The following is a 19,854-nucleotide window of genomic DNA, read 5'->3' as shown; positions in this document are numbered from 1 at the left end:
GATGTGTCACCTAGCCTGTCGGGGGTCCTGTTCGAGCGGCACCGGCGCGCTGTCGTTACGGATGGCTCCCCAGCGTCTTTCCGTCTCGTTGTGGATGTACCAGAGGTCGTCCTCCGTCAGTGTGACGGACACGACGCCGGGAAAGGCCTCCTCGAAGTAGATGTACGGCTTGCGGTTGTCGACCCACGGAGAGTGGTAGTCGAGCTTGTCGACCATGCCGTGGATGCGGGTGATCGGGGTGGCCGGGTGGTAGGTCAGGATGTTCGGGCTGGCGAGGTCGATGATCCTTTCGTCGATCAGCTCGCTCACCCCCGTGATCGTCTCGTCGATGCTGGCTCGGGTCTCCCCGTCGAGGCCGAACAGGACGGACGTGCCGACCCGCAGGCCGCGTGACTTCACCAGTGATGTCGCCTCGCGCACCTTCTGCGCCCAGTCGCGTCCCTCGACGCGGCGGAGGTTCTTGTGGATGCGGTCCATCACCTGCGTGGACATGCTCTCGATGCCGATGTAGACGTAGGTGCATCCCGCCTCGCGCATCAGGTCGAGGATCGTCGCGCTCTCCTCGGGCCTGTGCAGGCCGACCAGCACGTCCACGGTCAGCTGCGCGCCCCACTGCAGGCCGCGCAGGCGGGCCAGGCCGTCGGCGCCGCCGAGCAACCGCAGCAGGCCCTCGTCCAGCTCCCCGGCGGCGGCGCGGCGGACGCCGCCGAGCTCGGCGCAGAACTCGGCGATGTCCCGGAAGGTGCCGCTCCAGAAGACCGAGTCGTCGAAGAACAGAGCCTCGGCGCCGTATCCCACATATTCGCACACACGTTCGACTCCGGCGTGTGTCTGGCTGAACTTCTTCAGGCCGCCCGCGAGCTTGGCCGTCTCCGAGCAGAAGTTGCACTGGTAGGGGCAGGCGTTGGACACCATCACGTGCGCGGTCCGCTGGATCTCGCCGGTCGCACCGTCGGTGAAGATCGGGAACCGGGACCGGATCGCGAACGCCTCGTACGGCGAGGGCAGCGTGGTCAGGTCGAGCCTGGGCCCTTCCTGGGGGTAGGCGTGTACGGCGTCCTGGCCGGTCAGCGTGATCAGGGAGCGCCCCGGGGCCGGGCCGTCCCGTCGCAGCAGGTCCTCAAGGCGGGGGCGGACGGCCGAAGGCGCGACCCACCCGGTGTCCAGGTCGACGGAGAGCGCGACGGCGCGCATCAGCAGGTCGAGCGAGTGGTAGGCCTCGCCGGAGACGGTCGCGTCGACCACGTGCGGCGCCCTGCCGTCGTCCATGACCGCGAGCGTGCTGCTCGGTGCGATCATGAGCGTGTCGGCGCCGGGGACGCAGGTGGTCGTCTCGTCGACGTGCCGCCCGCCCAGGATCACGTAGGCGCCGGGTATCTCGGCCTTGGCCAGGCCCGCGATGTCCAGGGCGTAGCGGTGGGCCGGTGAGACGCTGCTGATCAGCACGACCCTCGGCCGGGTCTCGCGCAGCAGGCCTATCCAGCGTTCCCGTGCCGCCCGGTCCCAGACACGCGGGTCGAAGACGGTCTCGTCGGTGTTCGGCGAGTCGGTGTACGGCCGGTAGCCGTCCTCGCCGACCGACATGCGGTAGGAGGGGTCGGGAAACCGGGTCCACCCCGGAGCCAGGTCGTTGTAGTGTCCGGCGTCCCGTACGGCGTTGCGCACCGCGACCGAGAGCGCCGCGTACAGGCACATCGGGTCGCCGGGGTAGGTGATCTCGCCCTCCGCCTGCGTCATGACGGGAGCGAGCACGGCCAGCACCGGGAAGTTCCGGTGCGGAAGACGCCCGAGCGCGAGGTCCTCGGAGAGGCGCTTTCTGCGCGCGGAAAGAAGTTCCTCGAACCCGGAGGAAACGGTTCCCCCGGGGAATCGGTGAACGTGAATTTCATTCAGCAATGCAGTTCCTTTTCCCTTTGTGTTCGCGGCCGGTATGCGTACGCCGAGGGATGGATAAATCACTCCCCGTGTGATCCTGCATAGCTTTTGTATGAGTTATCTGCCACGTTACTTTCGACCGATTGAACCAGATCGCCGGTGGACGTCAAGCGAGTGCCTCCGGTGAGGGCCGATGTCCCGCCGGCGGGACATCACGGCGGCGCGCGGACCCGCTCCGGCGGCGCGTTGACATGGACGCGCGGCATCGTGTTTCAATGGCGGGCGTGTGAGAGAAGGGGGATTCTCCGGTGTCTGGCGAGTCGCGCACCATAGTCGGCGCTTTCGCCGAACAAGTCCAGGAGAACAGCGACAGGCCCGCTGTCAAGCAGGGTGGGACCGTTCTCTCATATCGCAGACTGGATGAGATCTCCGACATTTTCGTTGATTTTCTGGAACGCTGTGATATTCGTTCCGAGCAGCGGATCGGCATCCTCATGGAACGCGGGCCCGACGTGGTCGCGGCGATCGTCGGGACGGTGAAGTCGGGCGCCGCCTACGTCCCGCTCGACACCCGCTCACCGGCCGCCCGGCTTCGGATGATCCTCACCGAGTGCGGCATCCGCGTCGTGATCACCGACTCGGCGGAACGCGCGGCCTTCGTCCGGGGCTTCTGCGAGCCGGGCACCCGGGTGGCCGTCGTCGGTGAGGATCTCGACCTGTCGGGACCCGGCCCGCGAACGGCTCGGAAACAGGTCGTCCCCGGGCAGCTCGCCTACGTCATCTACACCTCGGGTTCGACGGGGACGCCGAAGGGCGTGGCGATCTGCCACCGCGACCTGGTCGCCTTCGCCGCCGACCCCTGCTGGACGGGCCTTGAGGGACGGGTCCTGCTGCACTCCCCGCTTGAGTTCGACGCCTCGGTGTTCCAGATGTGGGTCCCCCTCCTGCGCGGCGGCACGGTCGTGCTCGCCCCGCCCGGCCCCGTCGAGGCCCGCGCGCTGGCGCGGACGATCGCGGAGGAGGCCGTCACCTGCACCTTCATGACCACCTCCTTCTTCAACGTGCTCACCGAACAGCACCCCGACGCCTTCGCCGGGGGCTGCCAGGTGTGGATGGGCGGCGAGGCCGCCTCCCCGGTGGCGGTCGAGCGCACCCTGCGCGCCTCGGGGCCGGGCTCCGTCGTCAACGTCTACGGCCCGACCGAGGCGACGGTCTTCGCCACCTACCACCCCGTCGGGGAACCCGTGCCGAGCCCGGTGCCGATCGGCTCGGCCCTGCGGGACGTCACCGTCCACGTGCTCGACGAACATCTGCGCCCGGTCCCCGACGGAGTCGAGGGCGAGCTGTGCCTCGGCGGACGGGGCGTCGCCCGGGGCTACTGGGCGAGACCGGGTCTCACCGCCCAGAAGTTCGTCGCCGACCCCTTCGCGGGTGACGGCGCCCGGATGTACCGGACCGGCGACATCGTACGGCGCCGCCCCGACGGCCTGCTGGAGTTCGTCGGCAGGCACGACGGCCAGGTCAAGGTCCGTGGCTTCAGGATCGAGCTCGGCGAGATCGAGAACCAGCTCTCGCGCAGGGAGGACGTGTCCCGGGCGGCCGTCGTCGCCACCGCCGACCGGCACGGCGACACGACCCTGACCGCCTACGTCGTCCCCGCCGGAGACGCCGGGGAGGCCGGAGACGCCGGAGACGCCGGGGAGGCCGAGGACGCCTGGACGGACGTCCTGCTGGACCACCTGCGTGAGCGGCTGCCGCCGTACATGGTGCCGTCGGCGCTGGTCGTGCTCGGGGAACTGCCGCTGAACAACAACGGCAAGCTCGACATACGGGCGCTGCCCGCTCCGGCGCGTGCCGCTGGTGGCGCGGAGCCGGAGTCGGAGACGGAGAAGCTGCTGTGCCACCTGTTCGCCGACGTGCTCGGCGTCGAACGGGTCGGGGTGAACGACGGCTTCTTCGACCTGGGCGGACACTCGCTGGCGGCGACCCGGCTGGCGGCCAGGGCCGAGGCCGCCCTCGGCCTCCGGGTCGAGGCGGGGGAGGTCTTCGAAGCGCCGACGGTCGCCGAGCTGGCCGTACGCCTCCTCACCTCACCGGCCCGCGCCGCGGGCCTCTGCCTTCCGCCCGTTCCGAAGCCGCGCCCGGAGCGGATCGCGCTGTCCCACGCCCAGCGCAGGCTGTGGTTCGTCGACCAGCTCCAGGAGGAGGGCGACCCCGGCTACCACATCCCGCTGGTCTTCCGCCTGCCGTACGAGGTGGACGCCGACGCGCTGCGCCTGGCCATGGCCGACGTCGTCACCAGGCACGAGAGCCTGCGCACGGTCTTCCCCGACGACTACGACGACGACGAGGGCCCCTGGCAGCGCATCCTGGACCCCGGGGAGCGCGAACCCGAGCTGACGGTCACCGTCTGCGCCGAGGCGGAGGTGGAGGAGCTGCTCGCGGCCGAGGTCCGCAGGCCCTTCGACATCACCGAGGACCTGCCGCTGCGCGGCGCGCTGCTACGTCCGTCCCAGGGGCGGGGGACGACACTGCTGCTGGTGCTGCACCACATCGCGGCCGACGGCTGGTCGCTGACGTCGCTCTGCCGCGACCTGTCCCTGGCCTACCGGGCCAGGCTGGCGGGTACGGCCCCGGAGTTCGCCCCGCTGCCGCTGCAGTACGCCGACTACGCCGCCTGGCACCGTGAGCTGCTCGGCGACGCCAAGGACCCGGGCAGCACGCTGTCGACCCAGCTCCGCTACTGGGAACGGCGGCTCGCGGGCCTGCCCGACGAGGTCTCGCCGCCGCCGGACCGGCCCCGGCCGCCGATCTCGGGCAACCGGGGGGACGCCGTCGCCTTCACCGTCCCCGCCGAGCTGCGCCGGGGGCTTGAGGACCTCGCGCGCTCCTGCCGGGCCACGCTGTTCATGACGCTGCACGCCGCGCTGGCGGACCTGCTCACCGACCTGGGCTGCGGGCACGACATCGTGGTGGGCAGCCCGACCGCGGGCCGTACGGCAGAGGCGCTCGACGAGCTGGTCGGCTTCTTCGTCAACATGGTCGCGCTGCGGACCGACACCTCGGGCGAACCGACCTTCCGTGAGCTGCTCGGCCGGGTGCGCGACGGCTGGCTGCCCGCCTCGGCCAACCAGGACGTCCCCTTCGAGCTGGTGGTCGAACGGGTCAACCCGGCACGCGGGCTGTCCCGCCACCCGGTCTTCCAGGTCACGCTCGGCCTGCTCGACGCTCCGGACCTCGCCCTCGACCTCACGCCGGAGACCCCCGAAACTCCGGAGACCGCCGGACCGCCGGAACGCGGTGAGTGGACGCTGGCCAGGACCGGGGCGGCCAGGTTCGACCTGACCTTCGACCTGATCGCCCGGCGGGAGGCGGACGGCACGCCCGGCGCGCTCGACGGCTTCGCCGAGTTCGCCACCGACCTGTTCGACCGGGAGAGCGCGCTGCGGCTGGTCGAGGGGTTCGTCACGCGGCTGCGCCAGGCCGTCGCCGACCCGGACCGCCGGAGCGGCCCCCAGCGCCGGAGCGGCCTTCAGCGCGGGAACACGGACGGGAACGAAGACGGGAACACCGAGAGAAACACGGACGGAAGCACGGACGGGCTCCGCGCGCTCGGTGGCTCCGCGCGATGACCGCGACGACCACCTCGCTCACCCGGCGGATCATGGGCCTGCCCAGGGAGGCCTGGATCATCTGCGCGGGCATGTTCGTCAACAAGTTCGGCGCCTTCCTCAACGTCTTCCTGGTCCTGTACCTCACCCACCGGGGGTACTCCGCCTTCCTGGCCGGGCTCGCGCTCGGCGCGGTCGGCTTCGGCGGCTTCCTCGGCAACGCGGTCGGCGGAAGCATCGCGGACCTGATCGGCAGACGGTGGACGATCGTCGCCTCGATGTTCGGCACCGCGGTCTTCACCCTGCTCGTCCCGCTGGCCGACACCATCGGCGTCATCGTCGCGCTGTCGCTGGCCGTCGGATTCCTCGCGCAGCTCTACCGTCCGGCGGCGGGCGCGATCCTCGTCGACACCGTGCCCGCCCGCGACCTGATCGCCGCGGTCTCCCTGCTGCGCCTGGCCATGAACCTCGGGATGGCCATCGGCGGCGTGGTCGGCGGTCTGCTCAGCGTGCTGTCCTACACCTACCTGTTCGTCGGCAACGCGGTGACATGCCTGCTGTTCGGGCTGCTGGTGCTGACGCTGCTGCCGGAGACCAGGCCCGCCCCGCCCGAGCACGAGGGCGCCGGGGCAGGCGGCGGCTACCGGACCGTGTTCCGCGACCGGGCGATGGTGCTGTACCTGCTGTCGATGACCGCCGCCACCTACGTCTACACGCAGACGATCGCGACGCTCCCGCTGCACGTCAGGAACCAGGGGCTCGGCACCGAGTTCTACGGCCTGCTGCTCGGGGTGAACGCGCTGCTGATCGTGCTGTTCGAGCTGCCGCTCGTCCGGTTCACCGAACGCCGCCAACCCCGGTACGTGATCGCGGCCGGGGTGGTCCTGCTGGGCGCCGGGGTCGCGCTGACCGGGGTCGCGGACGAGCGGGCCGCGCTCGTGGCGACCGTGGCGCTGTGGACGCTCGGCGAGATGGTCTACACGCCGGTGGCGACGGCCTATCCGGGCCTGCTGGCGCCCGGCCACCTCAGGGGGCGCTACCAGGGCGCGGAGGGCGTCGCGGTGACCGTCGCCCAGACGGCGGGCCCCGCCGCGGGCGGCTTCCTGTACGGGCACACCGTCGCAGGCCACTGGGCGCTGTGCGGGGTGGTCGCCGTACTCGGCGCGGGGTTCATGCTCGCCGCGCGACCCACCGGTACGGCCACATGACGACGGACTCTCCGCGAAGGGCGGGGAGAGAAAGCGGAGGCTGAGATGCCCGGACCGTTCGACGAGGAGACGGGGCTGTTCAAGGTCCTGGTCAACGACGAGGGCCAGTACTCACTGTGGCCCGCGGGCACCGCCGTACCCGGCGGGTGGCTGGTGCGGCTCGACGACGCGCACCGGGACGACTGCGTCGCCTACGTGGAGGAGCACTGGACCGACATGCGGCCCCGCAGCCTGGCGGACTCCCATGACGCGTGACACCGGTCTCGCCGACACGGTCGCCCTGGACCTCCTCGGCCTGCACGGCTCGCTCGGCTCTCCCGTCATCGAGTCGATGAACTTCCTCAACGAGGTCTCCAGCCGCTTCCCCGACGCGGTCTCCTTCGCTGCGGGGCGGCCCTACGAGGGCTTCTTCGACATCGAGGAGGTCCACCGCTACCTGCGCGTCTACCGCGACCACCTGATGGAGCGCCTGGGGGACGAGGTCCTGGTCAGGCGCACCATGCTCCAGTACGGCCGCACCAAGGGGGTCATCCACGACCTCGTCGCCAGGAACCTCCTGCTGGACGAGGGCATCGACGTCGACCCCGAGTCGATCGTCGTCACGGTCGGCTGCCAGGAGGCCCTCTACCTCACGTTGCGGGCGCTGCGCCGCGACGGGCGGGACGCCCTGCTGAGCGTCTTCCCGTGCTACGTCGGGGTGGCGGGCGCCGCGGCGCTGGCCGACATGCCGTTGCTGCCCGTCGCCGACTCCCCGGAGGGGATCGACCTGGACGACCTCGTCGCGGCCGTCCGTCGGGCCAGGGCCGACGGGATGCGGCCGCGCGCGCTGTACGTGGTCGCCGACTTCGCCAACCCCTCCGGCGTCAGCCTCGGCCGCGCCACCCGTGAACGCCTGCTCGCCCTGGCCGGGGAGCTCGACCTGCTGATCCTTGAGGACAATCCGTACGGCCTCTTCCACGGGGACGAGGAGCGGGCGCCGACGCTCAAGGCCCTCGACCCCGGCGGGCGCGTCGTCTACCTCGGCTCGTTCGCCAAGACCGGCATCCCCGGCGCCAGGGTCGGCTACGTCGTGGCCGACCAGCGCGCCGGGACCGGGCTGCTCGCCGACCAGCTGGCGAAGATCAAGAGCATGCTGACGGTCAACACCTCGCCCATCGCCCAGGCCGTCATCGGCGGCAAACTGCTCGCCAACGGGTGCAGCCTGCGCGCGGCGAACGCCAGGGAGACCCGGGTCTACCAGGGCAATCTCCGGCACATGCTCGACGGGCTGCGCGAGCGCTTCCCACCGGAGAGCCGCGTCAGCTGGAACACCCCTGAGGGCGGCTTCTTCATCGTCCTCGACGTCCCGTTCCCCGCCGACGACGAACTGCTCGAACACTCGGCCCGCGAGCACCGCGTCCTGTGGACGCCCATGCACCACTTCTACGGCGACGGCCTGCCACGACCGCAGATCCGACTGTCGTTCAGCCATCTGACGCCCAACGAGATCACCATCGGCCTCGACCGGCTGGCGCGCTTCGTCGCCCGGCGTTGTGAGGCCCCATAGGGAGGTAAGAGATGACAGTTTTCGAGGAGCTGTCCGTCGACCACGTCGGATTCTCCGTCGCCGATCTGGCGGAGACGACCAGACTCTTCGTCGACCGCTACGGCTTCACCGTCTACGCACGATCCGAGGCGGCCCCCGAGACCGGGGAAGCCCTCACCGTCGCCCTCGGCTGCCAGGACATCAGGCTGGTGCTGACCCAGGCGGGCGACGCCGACCACCCGGCCGCCGCCTACGTGGAACGGCACGGCGACGGGGTCTCCGACATCGCGCTGCGCACCTACGACGCCGAGGCCGCCTACACCGAGGCCGTACGGCGCGGCGCCCGGCCCGTGACACCGCCGGCCGTACGGGACGGGGTGGTCACCGCCTCGATCGTCGGCTTCGCGGACGTCCTGCACACCTTCGTCCAGCGCCCGCCCACGACCGACCCGCGGGTCCTGCCCGGACTGTCCCCGGTCACCGGGGAACGGCACCCGGCGGGACACGCCGGGCTCGGCACGGTCGACCACTTCGCCGTCTGCCTGGAGGCCGGGCAGCTCGACCCCACGGTCGAGTTCTACGAGACGGCCCTCGACTTCGAGATGGTGTTCACCCAGCGCATCGTCGTCGGACGCCAGGCCATGGACTCGAAGGTGGTGCAGAGCCGTTCCGGCGCGGTGACGCTCACCCTGATCGAACCAGACGTGTCACGCGACCCCGGCCAGATCGACCAGTTCGTCAAGGACCACGGTGGGGCGGGCATCCAGCACATCGCCTTCACCACCGGCGACATCGTCAGGGCGGTGGGCACGCTGCGGGAGAACGGCATCGAGTTCCTGGGCACCCCCGGCGCCTACTACGACCTGGTGCCGGAGCGACTGCGGCTGGCCAGGCACTCCATCGGGGAACTGCGCGAGCTGAGCATCCTCGTCGACCAGGACCAGGACGGCCAGCTGCTGCAGATCTTCTCCAGGAGCGTCCACCCGCGCGGCACCCTCTTCTTCGAGGTGATCGAACGGGCCGGGGCGCGCACCTTCGGCAGCGGCAACATCAACGCCCTCTACACCGCGGTGGAGATCCAGCGGAACAGGCAGGGCCGGTGAACGCCGGGGACGCGGCGGTGTGCGTCGCGGACGTCGAACGGCTCGCCGGGGACCTCCTGCCGCCGGACATCCGGGACTTCGTCGCCGGGGGAGGCGGCGACGAGTCCGCCCAGGCGGCCAACCGCGCCTGCCTCGACCGGGTGCGCCTGGTGCCCAGGGTGCTGACCTCGGCGGACGGGGCCGACACGGCGGGACGGCTGCTGCACGGCACGGCGGCGATGCCGGTCGCCGTCGCCCCCATGGCCTACCAGCGGCTGTGCCACCCTGACGGCGAACTCGCCATGGCCCGCGCAGCCGGGAAGGCGGGCGTCCCGTTCACGGCCGCCACACTGAGCAGCGTCCCGATCGAGGAGATCGCGGCGGCCGCCGGACCACTGTGGTTCCAGCTCTACTGGCTGCGTGACCGGGGGCTCGTGCTCGACCTGCTGGCCAGGGCGGAACGGGCGGGCTGCACGGCGCTGATGCTGACCGTGGACGTGCCGGTGCCCGCGCGGCGACCGCGCGACATGCGCAACGGGTTCACGCTGCCCGCCTCGGTCGTCGCCGCCAACCTCCCCGAGGGGACGGGATCGGCCGCGCACCTCCCCATGCCGCACGAGTCGGCCGTCGCCTCCCACACCGGGATCATGTTCGAGAACACGCTCGGCTGGGACGACCTGGCCTGGCTGCGCGAGCACACCGGCCTGCCCGTCGTGCTCAAGGGGGTTCTCGACCCGGGCGACGCCGTACGGGCCGTGGAGGCCGGGGTGAGCGCCGTGGTCGTCTCCAACCACGGCGGTCGTCAGCTGGCCGGGGCCGTACCGTCCATCGTGGCGCTGCCGAGGGTCGTCGAGGCGGTCGCCGGGCGGTGCGAGGTGCTGTTCGACAGCGGGGTCAGGAGCGGCACCGACGTGCTGCGCGCGCTGGCGTACGGCGCGGCCGGCGTGCTGCTCGGCCGTCCCCTGCTGTGGGGGCTGGCGATGGACGGCGAGGCGGGGGCCGGGCTGGTGCTCGACCTGCTGCGCGCCGAGCTGCGCGAGGCCATGCTGCTGACGGGCTGCGCGGACCTCGCCGCCGCCCGCGCCCTGGGCACCGTCCTGCTCTGACCGCTCACACCCCGGGCGGGTCCCCGGCGAACGGCGCCATGAACGCGGGCAGCCTCGCCCAGACGTCCGGGGTGTAGAAGTGGCCGCCTGGCAGCCTGTCGTGCCGGAAGGCGCCCTCGGCCAGTTCCCGCCACCTCTCGGTCGCCTCGGGCTCGATGACGTCGTCGGCGGCGCCGGTGAGCACCTGCAGGGGCACCCGGGCGCGTGTCCCGGCCCGGTGACGGAAGGAGTCGCGGACCTTGATGTCGGCGCGCATCAGCTCGACCGCCATCTCGCTCAGGTCAGGGTCGTCGAGCACGTGCGCGGGCAGCAGGCCGTTGACGCTCATCCAGTGCAGCAACCGCTCGTCGGTCTCCTCCTGGGCGGGGAACATGTCCCTGGGGCGCAGGCCGCCGCTCGGCGCGTTCGTCGAGGAGATGACGAGCGCCTCGGGAGGCCTGCCGCCGTGCCGTTCGAGCCGGGAGGCGACGTCGAAGGCCATCCAGCCGCCCATGCTGTGCCCGAACAGGACGTACGGCCGGTCGGCGGCGGCGAGCACGGCGGCGGTCGCGTCCTCGGCCAGTTCGTCCCAGTCGGTGGCGAACGCCTCGGTGAAACGGCCCTCCCTGCCGGGGTAGCAGATCGCGGCCAGGGACACGTCCTGCGGGACGACGTCGGCCCACCCCAGGTAGGGGCCCGCGCCGCCGCCGCAGAAGCCCAGGCAGACGAGCGCCCGCGCCGCCTCGGGCCGGTGCCGGGGGCGCACCACGATGGTGTCCACGCTTCTCCCTCTCTCGTGGTCCTCAGTCGTTGCGGTGCAGCGACTCGACGTAGCGGGCCAGGTCGCGCAGGCGTGGATGCCGGTACACCTGCCGGGTCGGCACGGCGACGCCGAGGTTCCTGCGCAGCCGCGCGACCACCCGGATGGCCATCAGGGAGTGGCCGCCGAGGGCGAAGAAGTCGTCGTCGGGGCCGATCCCGTCCCGGCCGAGGACCTCCGACCACACGCCCGCGATCAGCTCCTCGAACTCGCCCCGCGGCGCTTCCCCGGGTCCCGCGGCCCACACGGGCTCGGGGAGGGCGGCCACGTCGAGCTTGCCGTTCGGGGTGAGCGGGACGCGTTCGACGAGCGTGAAGGCGGAGGGCACCATGAACTCCGGCAGCCCGGCGGCCAGGTGCTCCCGCAGCCGTTCGGCCGCGGGTTCGCGGCCTTCCACGGGCACCACGTGGGCCACCAGCCGGTCACCGCGGAGCGTGACGACGGCGCGTGCCACGTCAGGGTGGGCGCCGAGGGCGTGCTCGATCTCGCCGGGCTCGATCCGGAAGCCACGGACCTTCACCTGGCCGTCGGCCCGCCCTGCGAACCGCAGCGTGCCGTCCTCGGAGCGGGACGCCAGGTCGCCGGTGCGGTACATCCGGGCTCCGGGCGCGGAGAACGGGTCGGCGACGAACCGTTCCGCGGTGAGGGCGGGCCTGCCAACGTAGCCGAGGGCCAGGCGGGGGCCCGCGACGTACACCTCCCCGGTCACGCCGGGCGGCACCGGGCGCAGGGCGTCGTCGAGCACGTGGACGTGGCAGCCGGACAACGGCCGTCCGATGTGCGGCCCGGCGCCGGTGATCCAGGCGGTGGTGACGTTGACCGTGCACTCCGTGGGGCCGTAGAGGTTCAGCCCCTCCACGTGCCCCGAGCCGGCGATCTCCCGCCAGGTCCGTTCGGGTACGGCCTCGCCGCCGAGGAACAGGCGCAGTACGCGCCCGTCGGGGCGGGGGGCGAGCAGTTCCTCGCGCAGGGTCTCCCAGTGCGAGGGGGTCAGGTCGAGGTCGGTCACCGCGTGCTCGTCGAGCAGGGCGCGCAGCCGGGCCGGGTCGGTGCGGTCCTGCTCGCCGAGCACGACCAGGGTGTCTCCCCGGCACACCCTGACCCACTGCTGAACGGAGGCGTCGAAGGAGACGCTGGCGTTCCAGGCGACCACCCGGGGACGGTCGGCGTAGGCGCCGAAGCGTTCGAGCGCGGTGACCATGGAGGCCACGGAGCTCCGGGACACCTCGACCCCCTTCGGCCTGCCGGTCGAGCCCGAGGTGTAGATGACGTACGCCGGGGCCGAGGCGGGTGGGAGGTCAGGAGCCCCGCCGTTCCCCGGGGTCGCGTCCGGGGTGAGGGAACGCGCTCCACCCGCCCACGAGGGACGTTCACCGGTGTGGAGCAGAATCCGCGTCCCCGCGTCCTCGGCCATGAACGCGAGCCGGTCGGCGGGGTAGACGGGGTCGAGCGGGACGTAGGCCGCGCCCGCCCGCCACACCGCCAGCAGCGCCACGACCAGGTCGGCGCCCCTGGGCAGGCTCACCCCGACCCGGTGGCCGGGTCCGGCGCCCAGGTCGCGCAGCGCCGCCGCGAGCCGGGCCGTACGGGCGTCGAGTTCGGCGAAGTCGAGCACGGTCTCCCCGTGACGCACCGCGGGCCGGTCGGGCGCGTGCCGGACCGCGGCGGAGAAACGGCTCAGCAGGTCCTGGTCCTCCCCGCTCACAGCTGACCGGCCGCGGGCTGGACGGTCGGCGCGCAGTCGAGGAGGTCGACAGGCTCGCCCATCGCCACCACGATCCTGCGGTCGCCGCGGAAGGGGTCCCTGCCGTGCGCCGTCAGGACGTTGTCGACGATGAGCAGGTCACCGGGGCGCCACCGTTCGCGTACGGTCGCCGCCTCGTAGGCGGCCCGCAGGTCCTCCAGGTCGTCCCTCGTCAGGGGTTCGCCGTCGCCGAAGGCGGTGTTGAACGGCAGGCCGTCCCGCCCGAACTCCTCCACGAGGACCTCCCTGAGCTCCTCGTCCAGGGACCACTCGTTCCAGAAGGCCAGGTGGTTGAACCAGACCTCCTCCCCGCTGCGCGGGTGCCTGATGACGCCGGGGCGCAGCTGGCTGGTGCGCAGGTTCCCGTCGTCCTGCCACCGGTGGCCGATGAGGTTGTCGGCGCAGTAGCGCTCGACGTCGCCCCTGTCCTGCGCGGAGAAGGCGGTGCGCCAGTCGGTCGAGATGTGCTCGGAGTAGCCGCGTCTCAGCAGCCAGCCGGAGGCCCGGACCTTCTCGGCCAGGGGCGCCGGGACGTTCCGCAGAACCTTCCTGCAGTCGGCGACCGGCGTGGCCCCGCCCTCCTCCGGCGCGGTCAGGCAGGCGAACAGCAGCAGCCCGGGGAAGGTCAGGGTGTAGCTGTTCTCGTTGTGCATCATGATCGGCTGCGAGGGGGGAAGGTCGGTCGAGGAGAAGACCCCGCTGCCGAGGTCGCTGCGCGGCGTCGCCTTCTCCCGGTACGGCGTGTGCCTGGGGATGAGCACGTCCCGCACCCTCGCGAAGTCATCGACGCCCTTCAGCGGCAGGCCCCGGAGGTGGACGGCGCCGTGTTCGGCCAGGGCCGCGCGCAACTCGGGCAGGAGGGCGGCCAGCCGGTCACAGGTCCCGGCGATGTCGTCGGGGCCGGTGAGCCACGCGGACACCGGTTTCCCCTCGGAGACCTCCCAGTCGAGTTCGCCGGTCGTTCCTTCCGGCGTTGATCTCATTTCCGATGTCCTTTCCCGCTCGGTCGGGCCTGGAGAGACCGTGGACATGACGGGAGCTCCGGGCCGGAGAACAAGAGGGGAAGGCCGTTCGCCCCCTGTTGAGATTTACGGACGGCGTCGTCCGCCCGGGTGACCCGTTCAGCCGAGAAACGCGGCGGCCGCGGTGTCGAGTTGTTCGACGATCCAGGATTCGAGGCTGGTCTGCGACTGGCCCGCGACCTCCTGGTAACGGGCGATGCGGTCGGCGCCCAGTCTGAGTTCGAGTGAGACCCGCTTTCCCTCGGCCTCTGGTTTCTCCTGGCGGAGGGCGGCGAGGTTCCGCCTCAACCGGTTACGTGTCCATCCGTTCCGCTGCGCCTGGTCGAGCCAGTGGTCCTGCTCCTCGGGAGGCAGCGACGCCACCTCCGCGTGGTGCTGGAAGCTCAGCCCGTCGCGTCTGCGGGAGAGATCGACCCTCCTGGAGACCCAGGCGTAGTTGCGAAGTGTCTGGTAGTCGAGGCCGATGGCCTCGATGGCTTTTCGGTATCTGTCGGTGTAGCGGGACCGGCCGTAGACGAGCCAGTCGCCGAGACACCATGTGGAAGAGTTGGCGACCGCGGAAATCCGGAAACCGGCCTTCTCCCAGAGTTCGTAGGGCAACTCGGCTGGGATGCGAAGACCGACGGGGGTCACCTGGACGCCTCCGTAGGCGTCGTCGGAACCCCTGTGATGATTCTTTTCTCCGATGGAATTCCTTTTCGGTTGGATCCGGGTCGCGCCTTTCGTTGCACCTGGGCGCCCAGCCAACACGTCCTCCCTGATATGAACAGGCGGAACAATATTTTAACTACTACCAGATTGTCACTCATGTTGTAAAGCTCGGTCAATATCACCGTGAACCACGCTTTTGAGTGCGCATGCAATGTGGATTGTGGAATGGTCTTATTGGATGCCGACTCAACAGGTAAGCAATCTGGATAATGCTGGATAAGGGTGCAAAAACATTCCGCCCGGCCGTGTGGCCGGGCGGAACGTGTCACAGAGGGTGCGCTTCCCGGATCACCGGAGGGATCACCGGGACCGCCGGAATCACCGTGGGTTGTCGACGGCCATCCGGTAGGACTTCCCGCCGAACGTCACGACGAAGTTGGACGGCGTCGCGATGGGAAGGTCGTATCTGAGCTGGACCTCCTTCGACTGCCCCGGGGCGATGCTCTCCCAGGTCGGAACGGTCAGCCGTATCCGATGGAAGTCGCCCTTGAGGCCGCCGACGTTCGGCCCGGTGTGCCCGGTCGAGACCACCGAGAGCGTCCAGCCCGTCTGCTGGGTCATGGTCGCCGGGGCGGAGGTGCCGTAGTCGAACTCGATCGTGGCTCCGCCGGGGATCGTGGTCGTCGAGTTGTTGGTGAACTTGAACTTGGGAGAGATCGGGTAGTTGGCGTCGCCGACCGCGAAGCCGTACAGATCGGCCTGGACGTTGAGGGTCTCGGTCGGCATCGTCTTGGTACCGGCCTTCAGGTTCCCGTACGGCGCGGCCGTCTTGAAGGTGTTGTAGATCTTGGTGGTGAGGGTGTCGCCGATGAAGTACTCGCCCTTGCCGCCGTCACGCTCGGGGTAGTACTTGTAGTCGCCGGCCAGCTCCCAGATCATGATGCCGCCCATGCCCTTGTTGGCCACGTAGTCGGCCTTGGCCTGGATGGACTGGTCGTCCTCGGTGGACAGGTAGACCTTCTTGTCGTTGTTCCACAGCCAGGGGGCGACCATGGAGGAGGAGTACTTGCGGACGTAGGTGCCCGAGATGCGGTCGGTCGGGTCGGTGTCCGGGGTGAGGCCGTACTGGGTGATGTAGCTGCCCTGCTTGCCTTCCTGCAGGTTCTTGAAGTGCCAGACCGGGTTGACGCCGGCCGGGACCTCCTTGCCGGCCTTGTCCAGGTCGTGCCAGAGGTTGTCGATGCCGATGGCGCCGTCACCACACGGCACCTTGGAACCGATCTTGCCGCCGGTGCCCTCGGGGCAGTTGTTCTGGTCCGGCAGGTCGGAGGTGCCCCAGAGGCCGTCCGTGCCTCCGGTGACGCGCTGCCATCCCCGGCTGTAGTAGCCGACGCCCAGGTTGATCCGGCCCGCCTGCATCGCGCCTCGCAGGTGGTGGAAGGCCCAGTCGCCGTTCATGTAGCCGATGCCGCTGTAGGTGCCGTAGACGTTCCAGTACTTCATCTCGGCGTCGCTGCCGTCGTCGTAGAGGGCCTGCAGCGGGCCGACGAAGTGGTTCCACGCCCCGTGCAGGTCGTAGGTCATCATGTTGGCGTAGTCGAGGTACTGGGTGACCTGGTAGGTCTCGCTGCCGCGCAGGATCCAGCCGGAGGCGGTGGTCGCCGCGGTGAGCAGGTAGTACTTGCCGTCGGCCGCCGCGGCGGCGTCCAGCTTCTGCCGCAGGGTCTTCATCAGGTTGACGTAGCCCGCCATCAGCGTCGCCCGGCGCGGGTTGGAGAAGCTGAAGTCGTCGGGGTTACCGGCGTTGGGGGCGGAGGTCGCGTACTCGTAGTCGATGTCCACACCGTCGAAGCCGTAGTCCTTGATGAACTTCACGGCCGAGTCGGCGAAGGTGTTGATGCTCGCCTGCGAGCTGGCCATCGTGTAGAAGCCGCCGGAGGCCTGCCGGGTGCCGTTGTCGTCGATGTAGCCACCGGTCTCGGCCCAGCCGCCGATCGACAGCATGGTCTTGACGTTGGGGTGCTGCTTCTTGAACTTGCTGAGCTGGTTGAAGTGGCCCTTGTAGGAGTAGGCCGGGTCCATCTCGGCCCCGGCGACGCCCGGCCACTCCATGCCGATGGAGGGGTTGTTCGGCCCGGGGGAGCCCACGGAGACCTTGCCCTGCCCGTCGATGTGGGCGAAGGCGTAGTTGATGTGGGTGATCTTGTCCCAGGGGATGTCCTTGGCGAGGTAGGACGGGGAACCGTCCTTGCCGGTGCGCCAGCTGGTGAAGTAGCCCACCACGCGGCGCGGGTGGTCGGCGCCCATCTTCTCGCGCCCGTTGTTGTCGTAGACCGTGCAGTACGGCACGCCGGTCACGCCGGGCGACTGGTAGAGGCCGTCGGGCCGGCAGGCCGACTGGTCGGTGGGCAGCTTGTCGGTGCGGCCGGTGACGGTTCCGGAGAAGTCGGACTGGTTGCCGACGGCGTCCTTCGCGCGGACCTTGAAGGTGTACTCGGTGTCCTCGGTCAGGCCGCTGACGGTCGCGGTCGTACCCGGCGGGGTCCCGGTCACGACGGTCGCGGAGGAGTTGCCGTTGTAGACCTCGTAGGAGACGACGCCCTTGTTGTCGGTCGAAGCGCCCCACTGCAGGGTGATGCTGGTGTTCGTCTTGCCGGTCACGGTCGGCGTGCCGGGGGTGGTCGGCGCCTCGGTGTCCGGCTTGTCGGTGCGGGCGGTGACGGTCCCGGAGAAGCCGGACTGGTTGCCCGCTCCGTCCTTGGCGCGGACCTTGAAGGTGTACTCGGTGTCGGCGCTCAGCCCGTTGATCGTGGTGGTCGTGTTCGGCGGCGTCCCCGTCACAGTGGAGGCCGACGAGTCACCGTTGTAGATCTCGTAGGCGGTGACGCCCCTGTTGTCGGTCGAGGCACCCCACTGCAGGGTGATGCTGGTGGTCGTCCTGCCGCTCACGGTCGGCGTGCCGGGGGTGGTCGGCGCCTCGGTGTCGGGGGTGTCGTCCTTGAGGGTGCGGACGGTGGTCGAGGGGGAGGAGACCGACTCCTGGCCCGCGGTGTCCTTCGCCTTGACGGAGAAGGTGTACTCGGTGTCGGGCGTGAGGCCGTTCACCGTCGCGGAGGTGGTCGCCACCGAGGTGACCTTGGAGGTTCCCTGGTAGACGTCGTAGCCCGCGACGCCCTTGTCGTCGGTCGAGGCGGCCCAGGTCAGGGCGACGCTGTTGGTCGTCGGCGTCGCGACGGGCTTGCCCGGCGCGGTCGGCGGGGTGTCCGGCGGCGGGCCGCCCTCACACGGGTTGCCGTTGATCTTGCAGTTGGTCGGCGGGGTGGTCGGCCCCATGCCGACGAAGCCGAAGCTGTTGCCGCCCGTGCTTCCGCCCGCGGGAACGTTGGCGTTGCCGCTGCCCGGCTTCACGGTCACGTGGCTGCCGTTGATGGTCGGCGTGCCGTTCCACCAGTTGCCGATGGACTGGCCGGAGTTGAGGTCGAATTCGAGGGTCCAGGTGGTCGCCGCCGAGTCGCCGGCGTTCTTCACCTCGTACGTGCCTTGCCACCAGGTACCGCGGTCGGAGGCGGAGAACTTGGCGGTCAGCGATGCCGCGGCGTGCGCGGCGGGCGCACCGACCGCGGCCATTCCCGCCGTTGCGGCCGCGTACATGACCGCAACGGCGACTGCTCTCCATGAACGGAGACGGGACATCGTGCTTCCTCTCTGGCGAAGCAGCTAAAAAGGTGTCCCCCGAGATAGTTCGCGCGCGCGTGTGACCTTCCCGGCGGGCGGGTGAATCCGCTCGTCAGGGAAGCAACAAACAAGAAACCTTCTTATTTAATTCGGGAAGCTACTCGCGCTGACATACACCGTCAACCCTCGGTTTTTCTATATGTCCGGACATATCCATCCAGACGCCGGGGGGATTACGGAGCACGAAGATCCTGTACGGCGCGTGACCGCGGAGGACGGTCCAGAGAGAGCGCGCCGGAGAAGGTCAGAGCAGGCCGTGCCGGGGCGGCAGGGTGCCGTTGAGCAGGTAGCGCCCGATGTGCTGCACCTTCCACCTGGCCGGGTCGTGCAGGGTGTGGGTCCTGGCGTCCCGCCAGAAACGGTGCAGGTTGAGGCCGTCCAGCGCGGAGCGGGTTCCGGCCAGCTCGAACAGGGCACCGCCGATGTCGACCGCGGCGCTCGCGGCGAAGGCCTTGGCGGCGGCCACCGCGATGGACGCTTCGGCCGCGCCTCCTTCGGTGAGCCCGGCCCCCGGTGTGCCCGCGGCGTCCACGGTCCTGGCGGCCGTCGCCAGCAGCGCCTCGGCCGCGCGCAGCTGAACGCCCAGCTCACCGAAACGCTGGATGAGCAGCGGGTCCTCGGTCGCGCTCTCGTGACCGCTCTCGAACCAGGGCCTGCTCCTGGTGCGGACGAACTCGGCGGCCTCGGCCAGGGCCGCGGCGGCGATCCCCACGTCGATGGCGGTGTGCAGCAGCTGGGCGACCGCGCCGTGCAGCTGCGGCCCCCGGAAGGTCAGGTGGTGCGGCACCACCCGGTCCGCGGGCACCTCGACCCGGTCGAGCTTGACGGTCCCGCTCGCCGTGGTGCGCTGGCCCATGCCGTCCCAGTCGTCGACGACGGTCAGCCCCCGCGCCTCGCGCGGCACGTAGGCGACGTGGAGCGTGTCGTCCTCGGCGCGGGCGAGCACCGGGATCCAGTGCGCGAACAGCGCCCCGGTCGAGTAGTGCTTGACGCCGCTGAGCAGGAACGAGCCATCCGGTTCCGGGACGAGCCTGGTACGGATGTCCTGGACGTGCCTGGTGCCCGCCTCCGACTGGGCGTTGCCGAACCTGCGTCCCGCCAGCACCTCGGCGAAGAAGAACTCCCGCTGGGCCGGGGTGCCCTGACGGCGCAGGACGTTGACGTAGACGAAGTGGCTCTGCGGGATCTGCGCCAGGCTCGGATCGCCGGAGGCCAGCGACCGGAAGACCTCGGCCAGTGTCTCGTGGCGGATGTCGGCGCCACCGTGGTCGGCGGGAACGGTGACGCCGAGCAGCCCGCTCGCCGAGAGCCGCTCCACCTCGGCGTGCGGGAGCTTCCTAGCCGAGTCCCGCTCGGAGGCGCCCGCGCGGAACTCGGCGGCCAGCCTCCCTGCCGTCTCCAGCGCCTCGGCGTCGTCGGCGATCACATGAGCGGTCACGGCGGGGTCTCCAGGGGGTTCGGTACGGGAGAACCGGGGCGGGCCCGGTCGTGGCCGT

13 protein-coding genes are annotated in these 19,854 nt (G+C 70.5%); 6 read left to right on the top strand and 7 right to left on the bottom strand.

What is annotated here, in order from left to right:
- Positions 1 to 6 precede the first annotated feature (6 nt).
- Positions 7 to 1,896 carry a B12-binding domain-containing radical SAM protein gene (locus ACFYY8_RS01480; protein WP_390036016.1) on the bottom strand — a complete coding sequence of 630 codons (1,890 nt, stop codon included), beginning with the start codon at positions 1,894 to 1,896 and terminating at the stop codon, positions 7 to 9.
- A gap of 287 nt (positions 1,897 to 2,183) precedes the next feature.
- Between ACFYY8_RS01480 and ACFYY8_RS01475 the strand changes: the two genes are divergently transcribed.
- From ACFYY8_RS01475 to ACFYY8_RS01450, 6 genes are read left to right on the top strand one after another with little or no spacing between them, the layout of a single operon-like run.
- Complete coding sequence (locus tag ACFYY8_RS01475; protein WP_390036014.1) at positions 2,184 to 5,507, top strand: amino acid adenylation domain-containing protein; 3,324 nt, start codon at positions 2,184 to 2,186, stop codon at positions 5,505 to 5,507.
- Positions 5,504 to 6,694: an MDR family MFS transporter gene (locus tag ACFYY8_RS01470; RefSeq protein WP_390036012.1), complete on the top strand. Its 1,191-nt coding sequence runs from the start codon at positions 5,504 to 5,506 to the stop codon at positions 6,692 to 6,694. The genes ACFYY8_RS01475 and ACFYY8_RS01470 overlap by 4 nt, the downstream gene beginning before the upstream one ends.
- 45 nt (positions 6,695 to 6,739) lie before the next feature.
- Positions 6,740 to 6,949, top strand: coding sequence for an MbtH family protein (locus ACFYY8_RS01465; RefSeq protein WP_390036010.1), 210 nt, complete (start codon positions 6,740 to 6,742; stop codon positions 6,947 to 6,949).
- Positions 6,939 to 8,240, top strand: coding sequence for a PLP-dependent aminotransferase family protein (locus ACFYY8_RS01460; RefSeq protein WP_390036008.1), 1,302 nt, complete (start codon positions 6,939 to 6,941; stop codon positions 8,238 to 8,240). The genes ACFYY8_RS01465 and ACFYY8_RS01460 overlap by 11 nt, the downstream gene beginning before the upstream one ends.
- 11 nt (positions 8,241 to 8,251) lie before the next feature.
- On the top strand, positions 8,252 to 9,322 hold the full coding sequence (hppD, locus tag ACFYY8_RS01455; RefSeq protein WP_390036006.1) for a 4-hydroxyphenylpyruvate dioxygenase: 1,071 nt from the start codon (positions 8,252 to 8,254) through the stop codon (positions 9,320 to 9,322).
- Positions 9,319 to 10,407, top strand: a complete 1,089-nt coding sequence (locus tag ACFYY8_RS01450) for an alpha-hydroxy acid oxidase (RefSeq protein WP_390036004.1) — start codon at positions 9,319 to 9,321, stop codon at positions 10,405 to 10,407. The genes hppD and ACFYY8_RS01450 overlap by 4 nt, the downstream gene beginning before the upstream one ends.
- Positions 10,408 to 10,411: 4 nt before the next feature.
- Here the strand turns inward: ACFYY8_RS01450 and ACFYY8_RS01445 are convergent, their stop codons facing one another.
- The 6 genes from ACFYY8_RS01445 to ACFYY8_RS01420 form a co-directional block, all read right to left on the bottom strand.
- Positions 10,412 to 11,167, bottom strand: coding sequence for a thioesterase II family protein (locus ACFYY8_RS01445; RefSeq protein WP_390036002.1), 756 nt, complete (start codon positions 11,165 to 11,167; stop codon positions 10,412 to 10,414).
- A gap of 22 nt (positions 11,168 to 11,189) precedes the next feature.
- The gene (locus ACFYY8_RS01440; protein WP_390036000.1) at positions 11,190 to 12,911 is read right to left on the bottom strand and encodes an amino acid adenylation domain-containing protein; all 1,722 of its coding nucleotides are present in this window, start codon (positions 12,909 to 12,911) and stop codon (positions 11,190 to 11,192) included.
- Positions 12,908 to 13,933 (bottom strand): TauD/TfdA family dioxygenase, encoded by a 1,026-nt coding sequence (locus ACFYY8_RS01435; RefSeq protein WP_390035998.1) that lies wholly within the window; start codon positions 13,931 to 13,933, stop codon positions 12,908 to 12,910. The genes ACFYY8_RS01440 and ACFYY8_RS01435 overlap by 4 nt, the downstream gene beginning before the upstream one ends.
- A gap of 138 nt (positions 13,934 to 14,071) precedes the next feature.
- Positions 14,072 to 14,605: an LmbU family transcriptional regulator gene (locus ACFYY8_RS01430; protein ID WP_390035996.1), complete on the bottom strand. Its 534-nt coding sequence runs from the start codon at positions 14,603 to 14,605 to the stop codon at positions 14,072 to 14,074.
- Between the two features lie 396 nt (positions 14,606 to 15,001).
- Entirely contained in the window at positions 15,002 to 18,274 is a 3,273-nt protein-coding gene (locus ACFYY8_RS01425) for a chitinase C-terminal domain-containing protein (protein ID WP_390035994.1), read from the bottom strand.
- A 328-nt stretch (positions 18,275 to 18,602) separates the two neighbouring features.
- Complete coding sequence (locus ACFYY8_RS01420; protein WP_390035992.1) at positions 18,603 to 19,796, bottom strand: SfnB family sulfur acquisition oxidoreductase; 1,194 nt, start codon at positions 19,794 to 19,796, stop codon at positions 18,603 to 18,605.
- Positions 19,797 to 19,854 lie beyond the last annotated feature (58 nt).

Origin of the sequence: Streptosporangium sp. NPDC001559, from assembly GCF_042893955.1 — a bacterium.
Lineage (GTDB): Bacteria > Actinomycetota > Actinomycetes > Streptosporangiales > Streptosporangiaceae > Streptosporangium.
Note: the sequence above shows the minus strand (reverse complement) of the source record. Positions and strands in the feature narration are given on the sequence as shown.

What these genes read in the sequence shown, in the direction of transcription:
- ACFYY8_RS01470 (WP_390036012.1), top strand. Translation starts at nt 5,504, where the DNA reads ATGACCGCGACGACCACCTCGCTCACCCGGCGGATCATGGGCCTGCCC.
- ACFYY8_RS01465 (WP_390036010.1), top strand. Translation starts at nt 6,740, where the DNA reads ATGCCCGGACCGTTCGACGAGGAGACGGGGCTGTTCAAGGTCCTGGTC.
- ACFYY8_RS01460 (WP_390036008.1), top strand. Translation starts at nt 6,939, where the DNA reads ATGACGCGTGACACCGGTCTCGCCGACACGGTCGCCCTGGACCTCCTC.
- hppD (WP_390036006.1), top strand. Translation starts at nt 8,252, where the DNA reads ATGACAGTTTTCGAGGAGCTGTCCGTCGACCACGTCGGATTCTCCGTC.
- ACFYY8_RS01435 (WP_390035998.1), bottom strand. Translation starts at nt 13,933, where the DNA reads ATGAGATCAACGCCGGAAGGAACGACCGGCGAACTCGACTGGGAGGTC.
- ACFYY8_RS01425 (WP_390035994.1), bottom strand. Translation starts at nt 18,274, where the DNA reads ATGTACGCGGCCGCAACGGCGGGAATGGCCGCGGTCGGTGCGCCCGCC.